This is a genomic window from Paenibacillus oryzisoli (assembly GCF_050467285.1).
Taxonomy (GTDB): Bacteria; Bacillota; Bacilli; order Paenibacillales; family NBRC-103111; genus Paenibacillus_E; species Paenibacillus_E oryzisoli_A.
In genome coordinates this window covers 643,671-661,883 of record NZ_JBCMUN010000006.1, presented here as the reverse complement: position 1 = coordinate 661,883, position 18,213 = coordinate 643,671, and the positions used below count along the sequence as shown (strand labels likewise).

The following is an 18,213-nucleotide window of genomic DNA, read 5'->3' as shown; positions in this document are numbered from 1 at the left end:
ACTATAAAGCATTGACTATGGAATATATTGAAATATAATAGGGATTACCCGCCCACAAATAACTAAATCGTTTTATATCCATGGGTGTCAGTGAGAGGAGGAAGGGAGATAACACTTTTTGAAAACGCTTTACCAGGAGGAGATGTCCTAAGATATGTTCACGCTACACACCAGTCTTTTCTTATCCCATCTTACTTTTGAAAATGGAGGATGCCATTATGAAGACAGCTCGACAAAAGTTTCACATATTTTTAATATGCACCCTATTGTTCTCGCTGCTAGGCTATCTTACGCCCGGAATGGGTACTGTCCGGGCAGCATCAAAAACGGAGCTGCTGGATAATGCCTATGATCGCTTCATTGATAACACAGATGCAGAAAAAGTGCCTGGCGAATGGACTTCCAGCACGTTCAGAACCGGCTTTGAAGGCGCTGATTATTTGTACGCCAGTAAAGGAACGGGCAGCGTTAAAATTACGTGGCGTCCCAACCTGGCGATCAGCGGCACCTATAAGGTCTATTATCGACTGCCCAACGGAACTACGAATAGCGCTGATATTGCCAGCAATGCACCCTTTACCGTTAATTCCGCCAGCGGCACGACAACGATCCTGAAAAATCAACGAGCGGCAGGCGGGGATTATGTAGAGCTTGGGGAATTTTCCTTTGCAGCTGGAACGAGCGGCTACGTGCAGCTTACGAATCAGGTGGATTCCCAATATGTCCTTGCAGATGCGGTGATATTCGATTGGGTCCCTCCTGTGCAAGATGCTGCGGTTGCTCCAATGATTCTCGACAATACCAATCTGGCAGCAGCCGACATCGTTGGAACCTGGAGTACAGGCACCTCAAGAAGCAACAAATATGGGAGCAACTATTTGGCCGTCGGGAACGGCCCCGGCGACAAGCAGGTTACCTGGCGTGCTACTTTCACGAAAACGGGAAAATATGGCGTCTATTATTGGGTACCGGATAGTTTGTCCTCCGACAATTCAATCGCCGATGATGCTCCTTACACAATCAAACACGCCTTGGGAGAAGTAACGATCAGAGCAACGCAGCGCGGGGTCGGCGGACACTGGAATAAGCTGGGTTCATTTCTTTTCATTGCTGGAGAAGAAGGAACGGTGCGTCTCACTAACCAGGTCGCAGCCAACAATGTGATTGCGGACGCGATTAAATTTGACTACGAGCCAACCGTTAACGACATTATTGTCGACAATGTGGAGGCTGTTCAAGGAACGCATGGCGTGGGCTGGACATCCTCATCCTTCCGTCCGAACGCTTACGGGGGCAGCTATTACACCTCCTCCAATGATGTGAATACGGTTCAAGCCAACGAACTGACTTGGACGCCTTATATATCGAAAGCCGGGTATTACAATGTGTACTATTGGCTGCCCGAAAGCAAACTTGATGATACAACCATTGCCTCCAATGCTCCCTTCACGATCCATTATGCAAGCGGAGAAGAGACCGTCAATGTAAATGAGCGGCAGGAAGGAAAACAATGGGTCAGACTAGGCAGCTACCCCTTTGCCGAAGGTATCGCTGGCAATGTGCATCTCTCGAATAATGCCGATGGAATCGTAGTTGCCGATGCGATCCGATTTGTTCCGCTGGAAGTGACAACAGACAATACGGATACGACTGCAGTAACACCAACAGGCTCCTGGACTGCCTCATCTCAACAGCCCAATTTCCAAGGTCAAGATTATTTGGTTTCCCCGGCAGGACAAGGCGAAAATACCGTCGTATGGAGACCAACGTTAGATCAGACTGGCTATTACACTGTATCACTTTGGCATCCCGACGATGCGGGAAATGCCGCTTCCAATGCCATGGCTATCGTAACAGCCGCCAATGTAAGCGCAGCTGTTTATGTGAACCAAAAGGAAAATGGCGGGCAATGGAATTCGCTCGGCTCCTTTCTATTTAACAAAGGCAGCAGCGGCAATGTGTCCCTGTCCAATGACGCCAACGGCAAGGTTTACGCCGACGCCCTGCGTTTTACTTATACGGGCGTCGACCTGTTCTATGATGATTTTACACGTGATGATCAATCCCAATGGACCCGGTTAGGCAATTGGCAAAGATCAGGTTCAGGAAATCATTACGAATTGCAAGCCAATACGGGCAGCCCGATTTCTAGCGCTTCCGCTTTCGTTGGCGGTCAGGATTGGAAACATTACGCTGTCCAAACAACGGTCACCCCTGCTTCTGTAAATGGTGAATTCGGGCTTATAACCCGATACCAAGCAGATGGAAGCTACTATCTTTCGCGCTACAATGCTGTGACCCATAAGTTTGAGATTGTCAAAAAAAGCAGCGCTTCCGAAACGGTACTGGCCCAAAGCGATCTGGTTACCTTGTCCGCTAATCAGCCAATCGAACTGCAAGTCAACATGAAAGGGCCTCAAATCACATTGTTCGTGAATGGCCAATCCAAGGCAGTCGTGGAAGATTCAAGTTTCCTTTCGGGCAAGGCCGGGCTGTTCGCCAAAGGGCTGAATGCATCCTTCCAATCTCTCTCGGTATTCGCAATTTCCGGCCCAACAACGCGTTCGGGGAACTACACGATTCAAGGCGCGACGGAGAATATCATCAAGGGGCTTGGTTTTGAAATCCAAAGCGATTCCATCGGCTCGGATGATACCGGCGTAGGCTTGCCGCAAGCGCCAATCGGAGTGCCGCATGATTTGGCTGTGGGCGGCTACGACCAGTTCGGCAATCCGGCAGAACTGGGAGGCTATGACGCGAATGGCAACAAGCTTGACGAGCGAGAACGCCTCGCCAAGGAAATGCTCAGCGGATTCCGATATATGCGTCTCGCTGGCGGCCTGTATTATCGCGGCACGACCGAGGATGGCAAGCAGTTAAAAGAAAGATGGCCGACGCAGCTCACCGAATTGAGCAAGATGATCACGGATGCCAAGGTAGAAGGCGTCGATTTTGAATACTGGTCACCGACACCGTTTTACAAAACAAGCGGTTCCTACATCGGCGGCGTGTTAAAAGTCCCTTCTACCACAACCGTTACGGGAACCGTTTATCATTATGACCAATTTGCGCAATCCGTATGGACAGATCTCAAATATTTAATGGATCATAACATTCCAATTACAGCTTTTGGCTTGCAGAATGAAAGCATTAATTACCTTTATGAAACACTGGCCGGGCACCCTTTAAACTATTCCCATTCCCCCTACACAGCAACTCAATATGTGAATGCAATGAAAGAGGTTGCCCCCCTGCTCAAGCAAAAATTTGCTGATTTGGGCAAACCACTGGAAATTCACGCAGACAGCTGGGATGGGCAGCATTCAAGCGTTGGTCAAGCGCTTAGTGCAGCAGATACGGCAGATCCGGCTTGTATGTCCAATTCATTGATTGCTGATAAGTCTTACTGCACCCTGGTGAATAATATCGATGCTTGGACGTTCCACCGGATTGGCTATGACTCCAATACCGTAATAAGCGAAGCCGACCACTACAAAGATAAATCACTGGGCAAGCCTGTGTATCAAAATGAATTTGAGTACTTTGGCAACCAATTATCGTCAGCCAACTTTGTCAACACAGCGCAATCGGTGATGAACTGGTTTACCTTCGTCAATTCGCCAACCTGGTACTGGCTGCATGCGCTGAAACCCCTGTATAATTCCGAAGCTACCGGTTTCTCGCTTGGCTTCTGGCGCGCATCGGACGATGATCCGATCCCTGGCGAGCCGCATGCCAATCTGGAAAAAGGGCATTGGGAATATAACAACAAGAACTGGAACGCCTTGGCGGGCTTCCTGAAATATATGCCTTGGGATTCCGTCCGCTATGCGGTAAACGAACCGAAAGATGCCGCCAATCATTATTTGACCGACAATCGGATTATGGCCTGGAAAGCGCCTGCTGTGAAAAATCCGTTGAACACGGATAGTCTGCTTCAACCGGGCAAAATGGCCTTCGCCGTTACGAATCGCAGCTCGTCAGACTACTACACGTATAACGTTGAAGTAGGAGCAGGCAAAACCTACAAAGGTTACCGGTATACGGAGGCGGATCACGGAGCAAATTCAGAAGGTGTCGAAATCGGTACGCAAGTCACAACCGCAGAAAATACCACAATCACAACAACGCTGAAAGGATACGCTATCGAATTCTGGGTAGAGCAGTAATATGAAGTAAGGCACACTTCAGTCATGCAACAATAAAAGGCTGGCCCTTATCACCTTCGTGATAGAGCCAGCTTTCTTTTGCTCCTTTGTACTTTCTGCCTTGAAGCGATCTAGCTGCTGCCCGCTACAATGTCCGCGCTGCGCTGCGCAGTGCTCGCCCTTTTAATTAACTGCACATCGATCCATGTTTCTCGCTCGACTTCCTCATCTTGCAACAGTCGAATGATTTTAGCGGACGTCTCCATCCCGATCAAATCATTTCTAATGTGTACCGTCGTCAGAGGCACTTTCAACAAATGCGTGTTCGACAAATTATCTATCCCGGCCAGAGAAACATCTTCGGGTACCGAGACCCCCCCATCATACAGCGCTTCAAGAATACCTAATGCAATCAAGTCGTTGCCGCCAATAATCGCTTGGGGCAGTGCAAGCCCGGATTGCAGCCATTTGCGCATAGCCAAATAACCCGATTCCTGATAGTAGTCGGCATAGATCAACTGCTCGGCCTTAACCTCTAGCCCATATTCCTCATACGCTTTCCTGAAACCGATCAATCTATTCTCGGATGGCGGCAGCTTGGGCACATAGCCAAAGAAAGCGATATCGCGATGACCTAATTCAAGCAGATGCTTGGTGACGAGATACATGGCATTTGCATAGTTCGCATTGACCGAATAGGCCTCTTTAACATTAGGTCGATTGACAAACACAGAGGGGATGCTGCCAATAATGGCCATCGCCTCCTCTTGCGGCATCCGAAGGCCCATCATAACCATGCCGTCAAAACCTTTGCGTGAAACAAGCATTTTTAAATGTTTTAATTCCTCTTCGGCCGTCGTAATATGCAAAACCATCTGAAATGGCGTATTCGATATGCCTTTGGCAAAATGCTTTAACGTTTCAAAATAAAAAGGGCTGTTGAAATAATCGTATTGCGGCCCTGACATCAGCACAAGAATATTGTTGGTACGCCCTCTCTGCAGTCCTTGCGCCATCACATTAGGCACATAATCCAACTGCTGAGCAATCTCCAAGACACGCAACTTGGTTTTCTCGCTAACCCCTTTTCTTCCATTCAACGCCAATGAAACCGTAGCCGGAGAAACCCCTGCCAATCTCGCAATATCATGAATGTTGGATGTCATAGAATCCTCACCTAAATCCCTTTTTTTAAAATGATAAAACGTTTTAAATGTTATTGTCAAATATTTAAACGATATTTCCTGAAGGGAGCTATAAAGAGAAAAGCCCCGCGAACAGGTTCGCGAGACTCTTCAGGAAAGTATGCGTTAGTGTGCGCGCTGCGCCAAACGTTCATGCAGGAAGTCCGCGATATGCACGGCTTCCATCTTGCCCTGCTGCCCGTGCTTGGCGATGCCCAGCTTCATTTGCAGCAGACAGCCCGGGTTGCTCGTTACGAGGTAACGGGCGTTTGTGGCGTTCGCATTCGTCATTTTCTTCTCCAGCAACTGGCCGGCCATCTCCGGCTGTGTGAGGTTGTAAATGCCCGCCGAGCCGCAGCAGGAGCCCGCGTCTTTCATTTCGATGAAAGAGCAAGAGCCTGCCGAGTTAATGAGCTGCCGCGGCGCCGTGCCTCCCTTCATCACATTCTTCAAATGACAGGAGTCCTGGTATGTGACGCTGACTTCCGGCTGCGATCCTGCTTCTGCGAACGGAAGGGTATGACCGTGCTCTACGAGGATCGCGCTTAAATCTTTGACCCGCTTTGCAAACCACGCGGACGATTCCTTCCACGCCGGTTCGTCATGCAGCAGATGGTCGTACTCCATCAGAATCGCGCCGCAGCCGCCGGCATTCGAGATGATGTAATCGACGCCCGCCGCTTGGAACGCCTCGATGTTGCGTTTCGCAAGCTCCTTCGCCTGCGACGTCTCGCCGCTGTGCGCGTGCAGCGCGCCGCAGCAGTTTTGCGCTTCCGGAATGACAACGTCGAAGCCAGCTTCGGAGAGAAGCTCCACCGTATGCACGTTCGTCTGCGTGAACAGAACATCCATCAGGCAGCCGCGAAACATACCGACGGTGCCGACCTTCGTGCCTTTCGCCGGTACGAACGTACCAAGGTGCTCGATGACCCCTTTGCCGGACGCTTGAGGCAAAACCGCTTCCATCTCGGCCATGTGCGCGGGAAACATTTTCATAATGCCCGTGCCTTGCGCCAGCTTTTGCAAACCGGATTGTTGGTAAAAGCGCAGGCTGTAACCGAGCAGCTTCATACGATTCTGCGATGGAAACAACTGCTTAAAGACGAGGCTGCGGATCGGCTTGATCCACCAGCGGTGCTGCGTCGTATGCTCCTCGATCGCGTCACGCGTCTGCTCGATCAGATGTCCGTACTTAACGTCGGCCGGACAAGCGGGCTCACAGGCTCGGCAGCCGAGGCAGTGATACATCTGGTCTTCAAAGCCTGCACCCGGCTCAAGGACGCCGTCCACCGCCGCTTTCATCAGCGCAAGACGGCCACGCGGAGACTCGGCTTCCACACCGGTCTCCTTGAACGTCGGACAGTGCGGCAGACAGAAGCCGCAGCGCATGCAGTTCGTAAGCTCTTCATAATCTAGCTTGAGCCGTAGCGTTTCTTGTAGTTGTGCTGCACTAGCCATGCTGAACCACCACCCTGCGTCTGGATTCTTTGGCAAACAGCTTGCCCGGATTCAGGATATGATGCGGGTCGAACGCATCCTTGATGCCCTTCATCAGCTGAATGCCTGCGGGGCCGACCTTCCACTCCAGGAACGGCGCTTTTACGACGCCGACGCCGTGCTCACCCGTAATCGTGCCGCCAAAGGAAATCGCCGCTTCAAAAATTTCCTCGAACGCCTTCTCGACCCGTTCGATTTCTTCGTGATCGCGCGCATCCGTCGTCGCGGTCGGATGCAAATTGCCGTCGCCGGCATGACCGAATGTGCAAATCGTGACGTTGTACTTCTCCGCGATGCGGTTGATCGCCATGACCATATCCGCGATGCGCGAGCGCGGCACCGTCGCGTCTTCTAGAATTGTCGTCGGGCGCAGCCGCGCGAGCGCGGTCAGCGCGCTGCGTCGCGCCGTCAGCAGCTTGAGCGCTTCTTCCTGCGTGCTCGCGATGGAAACGGACGCTGCGCCTTCTGATGCGCAAATTTCACTGATGCTCGCAATGTCGCGCTCGACCGCTTCCTGATCGCCGTCCTGCTCGATCAGCAGGATCGCCGCCATATCGAGCGGCAGTCCCAGCTTCGCAAAATCGTTCACGACGCGAATCGTCGGATTGTCCATAATTTCAAGCGTTGCGGGGATGATGCGGTTTTCAATGATTTTGGACACCGTACTGGCTGCCCCTTGAATGTCCTTGTACATTGCCAGCATGGTCTTCTTATACAACGGCGGCGGAATGAGCTTCAGTGTCGCTTCGGTGATAACCGCAAGCGTCCCTTCCGAGCCAATTAGCAGCTTCGTCAAGTCGTAGCCAGCTACGTCTTTCATCAGCTTCCCGCCCGTGCGCACGATTTCGCCGTTCGCTAGTACGGCTTCCAGCCCAATGACATAGTCCTTCGTTGTGCCATATTTCAGGCCGCGCAAACCGCCGGAGCATTCCGCAATGTTGCCGCCGATGGTCGAAATCGCCATAGAACTCGGATCCGGCGGGTAAAATAAGCCGATCGCTTCAATTTGCTCGATGAATTGCTTCGTAATCAGCCCAGGTTGAACCGTCGCCGTCAAGTTCTGGCGGTCGATTTCGAGAATCTGGTTCATGCGGTGCATAACCATGACGATGCCGCCTTGCAGCGGAACGGTTCCCCCGCACAGGTTCGTTCCGGAGCCGCGGCTCACGAGCGGAATGCGGTACTCCGAGAGCACTTTCATAATGGCGGACACTTCCGCCGTCGTCGCCGGATAAATGACGCCGTCCGGTAAGCTTTGCAGCATCGGCGTGCCGTCGTAGGAATGCGTAACCAGCGTTTCCTGGTCCGTTTTAAAATAAGCCGGGCCCACAATGGCTTGCAGCTTCTGAATGATCTGTTCATTGAGCATGTATCTCGCCCTCCTCAATCGCTTACCCTCGATAATTCATCATGTGATCTGATGACTTTTCACTTATTGTAGCGTATTATACAATGCAGGTAAAGATGATTTTACGGGGGACTTTTCTTATGGAATATCCGCAGGTTAGACCGCAAAAAGGATCGGACATCGTGCTGGAGGAATTGCGAAGCCGCATAGATTCCGGCTTTTATCCAAAAGGCACGAAGCTGCCGACCGTCGTCGATCTCGCCGCCGCCTTTCAGGTCGGGCGCTCCACGATCCGCGAGGCGCTGAGCGGCCTCAAGGCGATGGGCTGGGTCGACATTCGCCACGGCGGCGGCACGTACGTCCGCTTGACGCTGCCGAATGAGCAGCCTGCGGACGGCGGCTTTTCGTTCGAGCAAAGCCAGTCCCTCCGGGAGCTGCAGGAAGTTCGCCGGTTCATCGAGACCGGCTGCGTCTCGCTCGCCGCGGCGCGGGCAACCGAGGCGGAGATCGCAGCGCTGCGCCGCATTGTCGGCGAGATGGAAACCGCCCTCGGCGATGAGGAAGCGAGCGAGCTGGCGGACATCCGTTTCCATCAAACGATCGCGCAAGCGTCGCACAACTCCCTGCTCATCGGCATGATGGAATCACTGACGGAACGCCTGCAAAGCGGCATGAAGTCGTCGCGGCGCCTTTGGTTTTTCGCCGAGCGGGCGTCCGCCGAAGGGCTGCTCGCGGAGCACCGCGCGATCGTCGATGCCATCGCCGCGCGTGACGAGGCCGGCGCGGCCGCGGCGATGACGCAGCATATTCAGAAGGTCGACCGCGTGATTCGGGCGCTGGCGGAGGAGTAAGCGAGCACTGCGAGCGCTGGCGTGGGCAAGCGAGCCCGGCATTGCTGGTAAGGGCAAGTGAATAAGCGCGGTTCACCGCGCTTATTTGCGCCCTGGCAGGCCACCTCTATTGGCGCCTTTTTTGCGATTTTGCGCCGATTGGAACACACATAGAAGCGGTTTGGTACGCTTATTTTCACCACATTTGGCAATAGAAATGAATTAAGCGTAGTTGACCGCTCTTATGCCTATTTGACACAACAACATGAGATCATGCGACAAATACAACTTGAGCACTATGCGCGATTTGTGCTAAAAGCAATCGAAATCACAGCTATTTTTCCGGGACGGCATGCCGTATAATGATCATCGGAAAATGTTGGAAGAGACGCGGTCTCCTGCCGCAACGATCGGAGGAAATGGACATGAGGCTAGAAGTTCAGCAGTCCTGGTGGGCTATGACAGGACTCGGCAACGGCGTTAGGGAGTGGACAGTGGAGGAAAAATTCGAAAAAATCGCGGAAGCCGGTTTTTCCGGCATTCTAGGACGGCTGCCGGAGCCTGCAGAAGCGGATACATGGCGCCGCTTGCTGGATGCGTACGGCTTCTCGTTCGGGGTACACGCCGCGCCGTTCCCGCAGCTGGGCGACGATTTGGCGCCTTTTTTCGCGCGGGCCAAGGCGTTCGGGGTTCAATACGTGAATGCGCAGATCATGCATCCGTATATGGAAGGCCAGCCGGCGGCTGACTTCGTCGGCGGCTTCATTCGGCAAGCGGAGGAGGCCAGCCTGCCGTTATTTGTGGAGACGCACCGCGGGCGCATCACGCAGGATCTGCGTCGCACCGCGCAGCTCGTCGAGGCACTGCCGCAGCTGCGCCTCACGATCGACTTCTCCCACTACGTGGTGGGAGAAGCGATGGACGGGGCCGTCGCGGACGAGACGGCCGAAGGGCTCTTGGCGACGCTGCTGACGCGCGCGTCCGCGATTCATGCCCGTGTGTCCAACGGGCATCAGGTGCAGGTGGACGTCGGCGAGGACGCCGGCCACCCGGCTGTGCAGCCGTTCCTCCGCTGGTGGCGGATCGGCATGGCGAACTGGCGCCGCACGGCGTCAGCCGGCGACGTGTTCCCGTTCGTGTGCGAGCTCGGGCCTCCGGCCTATGCGATCACGCACGGCGCGAACGGGCAGGAAGCCAGCGACCGCTGGAAGCAGGCGCTGGTGCTGAAGCGGCTCGGCGAGCAGGCTTGGGCCGAGGCTTAAGATTCGCTGCGAGGGGGATTCCCCGCGCGCAGCCCTTGTCTCGGAGCGGCCTTCACCGCGGCGCTTAGCCTGCAAAATGCCTTTGGCATTGCAAACCGTACTACACCGCTCCCGCTTCTAGCGGTGATCAAATCCTGCAAACGTGCAGGATTTTTCTAATTGGGGACCGGTTCGGGGGCAATGGGATGCGGTGGAGTCCGATTTTAAGCTCTCCTAGTGATGAGCACCTGCATTTTGTACAGCTAAAAGTGGGTAATCGTGTAAAAACTGCCCATTTACTTGTAAAACATACAGCTAAATCGTGTACCGTGTATATAAAAAGGGGCACAATCCCGCGTTTTCCGAAAATTAGATGCACATTTTACAATTTTTAGCCGTTTTTTGAAGATTTCGGACAAGTTTGATGTAGTTTTTGCAGGTAAACTGCGTTGTTGGCGTCGTTGAGGTGCCGGAGGTGCTGAAGTTACTGGGGTTGCTTGGGTTATCGGGGTGCTCCCCATCAATTCCCCACGCCCATCTCCTTATACGCCCTTGGAGACATCCCATACCGCCTTTTAAACTGCGCGGCAAAATGATTGTAGTTCTGAAACCCGACATCCACGGCGACTTCCGTGGCAAGCCGGTCCGTATGCGCGAGCAGGATGGCCGCCTGCCGAATCCGCATCTCGTTCAGCGAATCGATGATCGACATGCCCGTCGACGCCTTGTACACATGCGCTAGTCGGGAAGCGGATAAACCGACGGCCCGCGCAAGCGCCTCCACGCTCACCTGTTCCCGCATCCGCAAAGCCAGTAGATGCTTCACTTCCTCAATGCGCGGGTCGCTCTGCGTCGTGAGTCGCTGAGCCAGCAGCAAAATGACTTCACGCAGCGCATTCTCGCTCAGTTCCTGCCAATAGGGCGCCCGCTCCACGGAATCGGAGACAATGCTCGTGAACGCTCGCTGGATGCGTGACCGCAAGGAGGCATGCTCCACCGCATGGATCAGCAGCTCGGTCTCTGGCAGCAAGCTCGTTTCGGCCACCCGATCGGTAAAATGCACCCACAAAAAATGCCACTCCCCGCTCCCCCCATTCTTCCTCGTCCCATATTCGTGCGAGACGCCGGGCCGCATCAGCGTGACATCGCCGGCATGACAGAATCGTTCCTCTCCTCCGATGAGAAAATAGCCACTTCCCTCAAGCGTGAAAGTCATCAACCAATCGCTCATGCCGTGCGGCCTGCGCGTCGAGTAGCCCTCAAACTCATGAAAATGCCCTGCTATGACTGAAGTTTCCCCTCTTTCCCGAATAATCGAAGGCACATCCTGCTTGGTTGGTTTCATCGGCATCACCTCATGAGCGTCATCGTCTTTTTTATATTATAGCAGGATTCATATAGTTTTCAGCTACTTTCTTACTTCAGTCTTTCCCCGCGGTCCGGTACACTAAAGCTACAAGTTCAATAACCAAATGCCAAGGAGGAACACACCATGACTGTCACCCTGCAAAGATTGACCCCGGAGCAAAAAGCCCATTTTGATACCGAAGGGTATCTGATTATCCCAGGTTTATTTTCACCCGAACATCTCTCTGACATCGAGACAACCTTCGAAACCATTAGTACGCAAACGATTCCCGGCCATTTCGAACCAAAACTCGACGGCCATACGGAAGATCCGCTCAAACGGTATCCGCGTGTCATGCACCCGCACCGTTTTAACGAGACCGCCAAAGCTTACATGCTGCACCAGCCCGTTCTCGAGGTGCTCGGCGATCTGTACGGCGAAGAAGCGTATGCGGCCCAAAGCATGTTTTATTACAAGCCGCCAGGCTCCAAGGGGCAAGCGCTGCACCAAGACAACTTTTATCTAAAAGTGGAGCCTGGCAACTGCATTGCCGCCTGGACAGCCGTCGATGCGACGGATGAGGAGAACGGCTGCCTGCTCGTCGTGCCGAAGACGCAGGAGCATGAGATCGTCTGCCCCGACCGCGCAGATAGCGATGAATCCTTCACGACGCATTACGTCAAACCGCCAAAAGACGGTGTCGTGATCCCGGTCCGTATGGACAAAGGCGATGTGCTCTTTTTCAACGGCAATCTGATCCACGGTTCATACCGTAATAAAACGAAAGATCAATTCCGGCGGGCCTTCATCTGCCACTACGCGAACGCATCCGCCATGAGCATTAACCACCACTACAATCCGCTGTACAAAGCGGACGGTACGGCAATCGTGCTGGAAGCGAATCCGGACGGCGGGCCGTGTGGTATCGAGATCGGCGAGTTTACGTACCATTAATTTGGGTCAACACCGCATGAAAAAACGGAACTCTCAGCTGGAGAGTTCCGTTTTGCTGTTCATATCAACCGACCATCCTTGAAGCGGATGATCCGCTTCGCCTGCGCCCCCACCCATTCATCATGCGTAATCAGGACGACGGTGCGACCGTGTTCATGCAGTCTTTTGAAAATATCCAATATCTCTTTGCCCGTCTTCGAATCCAGCGCTCCTGTCGGCTCATCCGCCAGCAGGATGGCAGGGTCGCCTGCCAACGCCCGTGCAATCGCCACCCGCTGCTGCTGCCCGCCGGACAGCATGGCCGGCCAATGCTCCTGCCGGTCCAGCATGTCAACGGAAGCCAGCGCCTGCAGCACCATCGGCTCGCGCTCTTTTCGCGGAATATTGCGGTAGATCAAGGGAAGCTCTACATTTTCATAAGCCGTAAGCCTCGGCAGCAAATTAAAGTTCTGGAACACGAACCCGATTTTCTTGTTGCGAATTTCAGCAAGCTGTGCATCCTTCAGTCGGTGAATCGCTGTGCCGTCGAGCGCATAGAGGCCCTGATCCGCCATATCCAGGCAGCCGACAATGTTCATGAACGTGGATTTTCCAGAGCCTGACGGCCCCATAATCGCGACGAACTCTCCTTGCTCAATGTCAAGCGAGACTTGATCAAGCGCTGTAATGATTTCTCCGCCCATATTGTAGAACTTGCTCACCTTGTCAATATGAATGATCGTCATCCGCGTCGCCCTCCTGAAAGAATGACTTTATACAGTCTATTCCCGCCCCGCAGGAGGTAAGCTGAAAATGTTGGATGCTTGTCAGCAAGGCTGCAATCGGCTTATACTGTTGCTAAGACGAAGAACGTCCCATTTCATGCTGTGTGCATGCGACGGGACGTTTTGTTTTTTAGCCGATGAGAGGGAGTGTGTGCTTATGTCTTTTAAAAACGATCATGATGCTTGGTTAACCCGCCATATAACCAGCAGATCCGGTGAGCGACGCGGAAGACTGGGGAGGGGTCATCTCCATGGAGAAACGGCGTTTGTACGTGATGTGTGGTGGGCGGTTTGCGGACATTTGGCAGAGCTGCATCCCGAGTATGAAGTGATGGATTGGCGGGGCAGATCGTATTTTGCCGATTTCATGTGGAAAACGCCAGGCGCTCAGCTCCTCATCGAAATTAAGGGCTATGCAGCCCACGTACGAGACATAGACCGCAGCAAATATTGCCATGAGCTGAATCGCGAAACTTTTCTGCACGCCATGGGCTATCCCGTCATTTCTTTCGCCTACGACGATGTCGAGCAGCGGTCAGAGCTATGCCAGACTTTGCTGCGTATGGTGCTCAGCCGCTATCAGCCCAACAGTTCAGCTATCAGCCGACCCGTTATGGCAGAGAAAGAACTGCTCCGATTAGCGGTTCAACAAGCATCTTCTATTCGGCCTGTTGATGTCTCGCGCCATTTTGGCATCGATCACAGGACTGCGGTCGGCATGTTGAAGAAACTAAGCACCAAAGGGCTGCTGCTGCCCCTGGAGCGCGGCAAAACAAGCCGCGTCATGCAGTACGCCCTGACGCAGGAGGCGCTGCGCAGCTTGTGAAGCCTACTCCTGCTCAGAAAGGCGGCTTCGCCCCATCATGAACTGGAAAAGCTCCAGTTCATTTGGCCGAATGAGCGGCTTTCTCGCCGCTCAACTGGAAAACCTCCCGCTCATTTCGGGAGGTTCCGGGCTGCGGGCGCCGACTGGCGCTTCTGAACTGGAGGAATTCCAGTTCACTCACCCAAATCGGCGGAAAAAGCAAAAATGAACTGGAGGATCTCCAGTTCATCATCCACCCGCGCGCTACCCGGGCCCACCGGCAGCGGCACCGCCCCTCCATGAACTGGAGGATCTCCAGTTCATCCCTTTCGTGGGCGCCACGATGGCCCCGTGGTCTCCAACCATGCCTGCGCGCTGCCCTACACATACCGCTTAATAATGCTCTCCACGTGCTCCAGATGCGCGCGCATCCGTGCTGCGGCCAACTGCTTATCCTGCGCCGCCACCGCCTGCACGATCTGGTAATGCTCCTCGTACAACTGCTCGGCCACCTGGCTGTTGGCATAAATCTCCACGCGCCGCGTCTCGCGGATGGCCGCCTCAATCGGCGTCATGATCGACTCGAACAGGTGCACCATGATGCTGTTGTGCGTCGCCTTGGCGAGCGAGAGGTGGAACAGCAAATCCGTCCGCTCCCCCTCCGCCTCGCGGCCGATCGACGCCTTCATCTCCTGCATGAGGCTGCCGAGCTGCGCCAAATCCTCCTCCGTCCGCTTCTCGGCCGCGATGGACGCATTCGACACCTCAAGCGCGTGCCGCGCCTCCAGCAGCTCGAACAGCTTCGTCCGGTTGACGCGCAGCGACTCCAGCTCCGGCAGGTTCGGCATGTCGAGCTCCGCCGGTGCCGACGAAATCACCGTGCAGCCGCCGCCCTGGCGAATCTCGATGAGCCCCATCGCGCGCAGGGCGCTCAGCGCCTCGCGCGTCGTCGAGCGGCCGACGCCGAACTTCTCGGACAGCTCCTTCGTCGAAGGGAGCTTATCGCCAACCTGGAGCTGCCCTTGCAGGATCAGCCCTTTCAATTGCTCGGTAATTTCCTCATAGTGATTGCGCTTCGTCAATTTGGTTACGTCCACTTGGCACCATTCCTCTTAGCCTACGATAATCGCATGCACGATGCCGGGGCCGTGTACTCCGATCGTCAAATCGTTCTCAATATCGGCCGAACGGCTCGGCCCCGATATAAAATGAATCCCCGCCGGCAAGTTCTCTCTACCCGCCAGATCGAAGTTCACCAGCGCTTCGCCGAGACGGGTTTTCAAGCGCTCGATCGGGATGATCGCCATGAGCACCGTCGGCAGCAGCGACACCGAGCGGCCCTTGTCCTTCGAGGAAAGCACCGTCATCGAGCCGGTGTACGCCGCTGCATAGTCGGCGATCACGACGCCAAAATCCGCCTCGGCGGCGCGGGCTTTCCAATTCTCCTCGGGATCGCTGTTCCACACGCTGACCTTCGCCTCCGGCAGCTCAGCCTCCAGCCCGAGCGCGTCCAGCTCTCCCTGATTCTGGCGAATCACATACTTCGCCTTCATCTCCCCGGCTTTGCCGACGATGAACTGCTTCGCATCCTCCATGGACGCCACACGCACCACATGGCCCCCGGCCGCTTTAAAATTCTCTGTAAAGCGCTCCACGCGCTCCTCCACCGGCCACTCAAACGCCTGCCAGAAGTCCGGCGCCCCCCGGAAAGGATGAGCCGGCTTCTCCGTCACGCGCGCACGCCCGAGCTTCGCTGCGATGCCGTTCATGAACGACGCCTGCTTCGCGCGGGACGCTTCCTCCATCTGCTTCAGCCACGCCTTATGCTCTTGTGTATCAGCCATGACCATGCCCTCCTCCGGTTTTTCTCGCCTTCACGATCGCTTCCATCCGCTGCTGTACGGCAGGATCGATCTCCTGCAAGCCGTGGCGCAGCTCTTCTTCCAGCGTCTTCCAGCCCTCGCGGAACGTTTGCTTCGGCAGGCTCGGCGTCACGCGGTACGAGTTCCAGCCCTTCAGCGGGCCGAGCTTCGTACGGATTTCGCCGCCGCGGACGACGAGCTTCTGCCCGAGCTTGCCCAGCTTCAAAATCCCTTTCATCCGCCCGGAACCGCCCATCACCGCAGCGAATCCCTTCATCCCGATCGCTTCAATGGCGTTTCCGTGGCCGCTCTCCACCTTGCGGCGGCGCAGCGAGACGAGCATGTCGTGCAGCGGGATTTTGACCGGGCAGGCCTCATAACAGGCGCCGCACAGGCTTGACGCGTTCGCGATGTCGTCCCACTCTGCGACGTTCTTCTGCAGCGCGGGCGTCAGCACCGCGCCGATCGGGCCGCTGTACGTACCGCCGTAAGCGTGGCCGCCGATATGGCGGTACACCGGGCAGGCGTTGAGACACGCGCCGCAACGAATGCAGTTGAGCAGCTCCTGGAACTCCGGATCGCCGAGCTGCAAGGAACGCCCATTATCGACGATGATAATGTGCATCTCTTCCGGACCGTCGCCGTCCACATCGCGACGAGGGCCTGTAATGCCGGACATGTACACGGTCAACTTCTGGCCGGTTGCTGAACGCGGCAGCAGCGTCGCCATGACCTCAAGGTCCGTCCAGGACGGGATGATCCGCTCCATGCCCATGAGCGTGATTTGCGTTTTCGGCACGGTCGTGACCATGCGGGCGTTGCCTTCATTTTCAAACAAGACCATCGAACCTGTCTCCGCAATGGCAAAATTGCACCCGGTCATGCCGATGTCCGCTTCGAGGAACTTCTCTCTCAGCTTTTTGCGGACGAAGCCTGCGAGAATGGACGTATCCGGCGCCAGCGTCTCGCCCGCATCCTTGGAGAGCAAATCCGCGATTTGGTACCGATTTTTGTGAATCGCTGGAATTATGATGTGCGAAGGCGTCTCTCCCGCCAGTTGAATAATGTACTCACCGAGATCCGTCTCAATCGCCTCAACGCCGATCCCTTCCAGCGCATGGTTAAGATGCAGCTCTTCCGTCACCATCGACTTCGATTTGACGACGGTTTTCGCCTGCTTGCGCTGAGCAATTTCAAGCGCAATTTTCACCGCATCCGCCGACGTTTCGGCGAAATGCACGTTCACCCCGTTGGCGCGCGCGTTATCCGCAAACAAGTTCAAATAATAGTCGAGATGCGCAATCGTATGCAGCCGAATTTGGCGCCCTCTTTCGCGCCATTCGTCCCAGTTGCCATGCTCGGCCGACGCCTTCTTCTTGCCGCCGCGCAGCCGCTCGGTCGTAAATTTGACCGCATTGCGCAGAAACTCGTCGTTTAGCGCCAGCTCTGCGCGTTCTTTTACCGTTCCAGCCGTTCCGTGGTTGCCGCTCATGCCTGTTTCACCCCTTCATACAGTAGTTCCGCCAAATGCATGACTCTCACAGGCTCATTCCGGTAGCGCAAATTGCCGGCGATATTCATGAGACAAGCCATATCGAGACCGACGAGCACTTCGGCTTCCGTCTCTTTCACGTGGTCTACCTTTTCCGTCACCATCGCACCTGAAATATCCGCCATTTTCACCGCGAATGTGCCCCCGAAACCGCAGCAATCCTCCGCAAAAGGCAGCGGCACGAACTCCAGGCCCTTCACGTTCTCCAGCAGCTCCATCGGTTCGTCTTTTACGCCCAGCAGTCGACTGCCGTGGCAGGAAGGATGATATGTCACTTTATGCGGGAATTTTGCCCCCAGATCGGTCACATTCAGCACCTGCACCAAAAACTGCGTGAACTCATATGTCTTCTGCTGCAGCTTCTCCGCCTTGGCCAGCATGACCGGGTCATCCTTGAACAAATTGCCATAGTGATGAATCATGTACGTGCAAGAGCCGGAAGGCGCGATGACAAAATCGCTGTCTTCAAACGCTTCCACAATCGTTTTCGCCGTGGCGCGCGCCTCATCCCAGTATCCGCTGTTGTACGCCGGCTGACCGCAGCACGTTTGAATAGGAGGAAAATCAAGCTTCACCCCATGCTTGGCTAAAATCCGTACCATTGCCTCCCCGACACGGGGGTAAATCGCGTCCGATAAACATGTGATAAATAAGGACACTTTCATAGTTCCACCTCAATA

15 protein-coding genes are annotated in these 18,213 nt (G+C 54.7%); 6 read left to right on the top strand and 9 right to left on the bottom strand.

Features of this window, described 5'->3' with window-relative positions; genetic code table 11:
* Nucleotides 1–218: 218 nt before the first annotated feature.
* Nucleotides 219–4,169, top strand: a complete 3,951-nt coding sequence (locus tag ABE504_RS11715; protein WP_430088326.1) for a hypothetical protein — start codon at nucleotides 219–221, stop codon at nucleotides 4,167–4,169.
* A gap of 110 nt (nucleotides 4,170–4,279) precedes the next feature.
* Here the strand turns inward: ABE504_RS11715 and ABE504_RS11710 are convergent, their stop codons facing one another.
* From ABE504_RS11710 to ABE504_RS11700, 3 genes are all read right to left on the bottom strand, one after another.
* Nucleotides 4,280–5,314 carry a LacI family DNA-binding transcriptional regulator gene (locus tag ABE504_RS11710; RefSeq protein ID WP_430088325.1) on the bottom strand — a complete coding sequence of 345 codons (1,035 nt, stop codon included), beginning with the start codon at nucleotides 5,312–5,314 and terminating at the stop codon, nucleotides 4,280–4,282.
* Between the two features lie 144 nt (nucleotides 5,315–5,458).
* Nucleotides 5,459–6,790, bottom strand: a complete 1,332-nt coding sequence (locus ABE504_RS11705) for a (Fe-S)-binding protein (protein WP_430088323.1) — start codon at nucleotides 6,788–6,790, stop codon at nucleotides 5,459–5,461.
* Nucleotides 6,783–8,198, bottom strand: coding sequence for an FAD-binding oxidoreductase (locus tag ABE504_RS11700; RefSeq protein WP_430088321.1), 1,416 nt, complete (start codon nucleotides 8,196–8,198; stop codon nucleotides 6,783–6,785). The genes ABE504_RS11705 and ABE504_RS11700 overlap by 8 nt, the downstream gene beginning before the upstream one ends.
* Nucleotides 8,199–8,317: 119 nt before the next feature.
* On the opposite strand from ABE504_RS11700, the gene ABE504_RS11695 reads away from it, so the two are divergent.
* Together ABE504_RS11695 and ABE504_RS11690 are read left to right on the top strand one after the other, a co-directional pair.
* Nucleotides 8,318–9,028: a FadR/GntR family transcriptional regulator gene (locus ABE504_RS11695; RefSeq protein ID WP_430088319.1), complete on the top strand. Its 711-nt coding sequence runs from the start codon at nucleotides 8,318–8,320 to the stop codon at nucleotides 9,026–9,028.
* A 404-nt stretch (nucleotides 9,029–9,432) separates the two neighbouring features.
* Nucleotides 9,433–10,269 carry a sugar phosphate isomerase/epimerase family protein gene (locus ABE504_RS11690; RefSeq protein WP_430088317.1) on the top strand — a complete coding sequence of 279 codons (837 nt, stop codon included), beginning with the start codon at nucleotides 9,433–9,435 and terminating at the stop codon, nucleotides 10,267–10,269.
* Between the two features lie 499 nt (nucleotides 10,270–10,768).
* Here ABE504_RS11690 and ABE504_RS11685 read toward each other — a convergent pair whose 3' ends face one another.
* Nucleotides 10,769–11,593, bottom strand: coding sequence for a helix-turn-helix domain-containing protein (locus tag ABE504_RS11685; protein ID WP_430088315.1), 825 nt, complete (start codon nucleotides 11,591–11,593; stop codon nucleotides 10,769–10,771).
* Nucleotides 11,594–11,740: 147 nt separating this feature from the next.
* On the opposite strand from ABE504_RS11685, the gene ABE504_RS11680 reads away from it, so the two are divergent.
* Nucleotides 11,741–12,550, top strand: coding sequence for a phytanoyl-CoA dioxygenase family protein (locus ABE504_RS11680; RefSeq protein ID WP_430088313.1), 810 nt, complete (start codon nucleotides 11,741–11,743; stop codon nucleotides 12,548–12,550).
* 59 nt (nucleotides 12,551–12,609) lie between these two features.
* On the opposite strand, the gene ABE504_RS11675 is transcribed toward ABE504_RS11680, so the two are convergent.
* A complete protein-coding gene (locus tag ABE504_RS11675) occupies nucleotides 12,610–13,275 on the bottom strand; it encodes an ABC transporter ATP-binding protein (protein WP_430088311.1) in 666 nt (221 codons plus the stop codon).
* Between the two features lie 196 nt (nucleotides 13,276–13,471).
* On the opposite strand from ABE504_RS11675, the gene ABE504_RS11670 reads away from it, so the two are divergent.
* Both ABE504_RS11670 and ABE504_RS11665 read left to right on the top strand, forming a co-directional pair.
* A complete protein-coding gene (locus tag ABE504_RS11670; RefSeq protein ID WP_430088309.1) occupies nucleotides 13,472–14,140 on the top strand; it encodes a hypothetical protein in 669 nt (222 codons plus the stop codon).
* Between the two features lie 37 nt (nucleotides 14,141–14,177).
* A complete protein-coding gene (locus ABE504_RS11665; RefSeq protein WP_430088307.1) occupies nucleotides 14,178–14,348 on the top strand; it encodes a hypothetical protein in 171 nt (56 codons plus the stop codon).
* A gap of 151 nt (nucleotides 14,349–14,499) precedes the next feature.
* Here ABE504_RS11665 and ABE504_RS11660 read toward each other — a convergent pair whose 3' ends face one another.
* From ABE504_RS11660 to ABE504_RS11645, 4 genes are read right to left on the bottom strand one after another with little or no spacing between them, the layout of a single operon-like run.
* A complete protein-coding gene (locus ABE504_RS11660) occupies nucleotides 14,500–15,216 on the bottom strand; it encodes a FadR/GntR family transcriptional regulator (protein ID WP_430088305.1) in 717 nt (238 codons plus the stop codon).
* A 15-nt stretch (nucleotides 15,217–15,231) separates the two neighbouring features.
* Entirely contained in the window at nucleotides 15,232–15,963 is a 732-nt protein-coding gene (locus tag ABE504_RS11655; protein ID WP_430088303.1) for a LutC/YkgG family protein, read from the bottom strand.
* Nucleotides 15,956–17,473, bottom strand: a complete 1,518-nt coding sequence (locus ABE504_RS11650) for a LutB/LldF family L-lactate oxidation iron-sulfur protein (protein WP_430088301.1) — start codon at nucleotides 17,471–17,473, stop codon at nucleotides 15,956–15,958. Before ABE504_RS11650 ends, ABE504_RS11655 begins: the two co-directional genes overlap by 8 nt.
* A complete protein-coding gene (locus ABE504_RS11645; protein ID WP_430088299.1) occupies nucleotides 17,470–18,198 on the bottom strand; it encodes a (Fe-S)-binding protein in 729 nt (242 codons plus the stop codon). Before ABE504_RS11645 ends, ABE504_RS11650 begins: the two co-directional genes overlap by 4 nt.
* Between the last annotated feature and the right edge of the window lie 15 nt (nucleotides 18,199–18,213).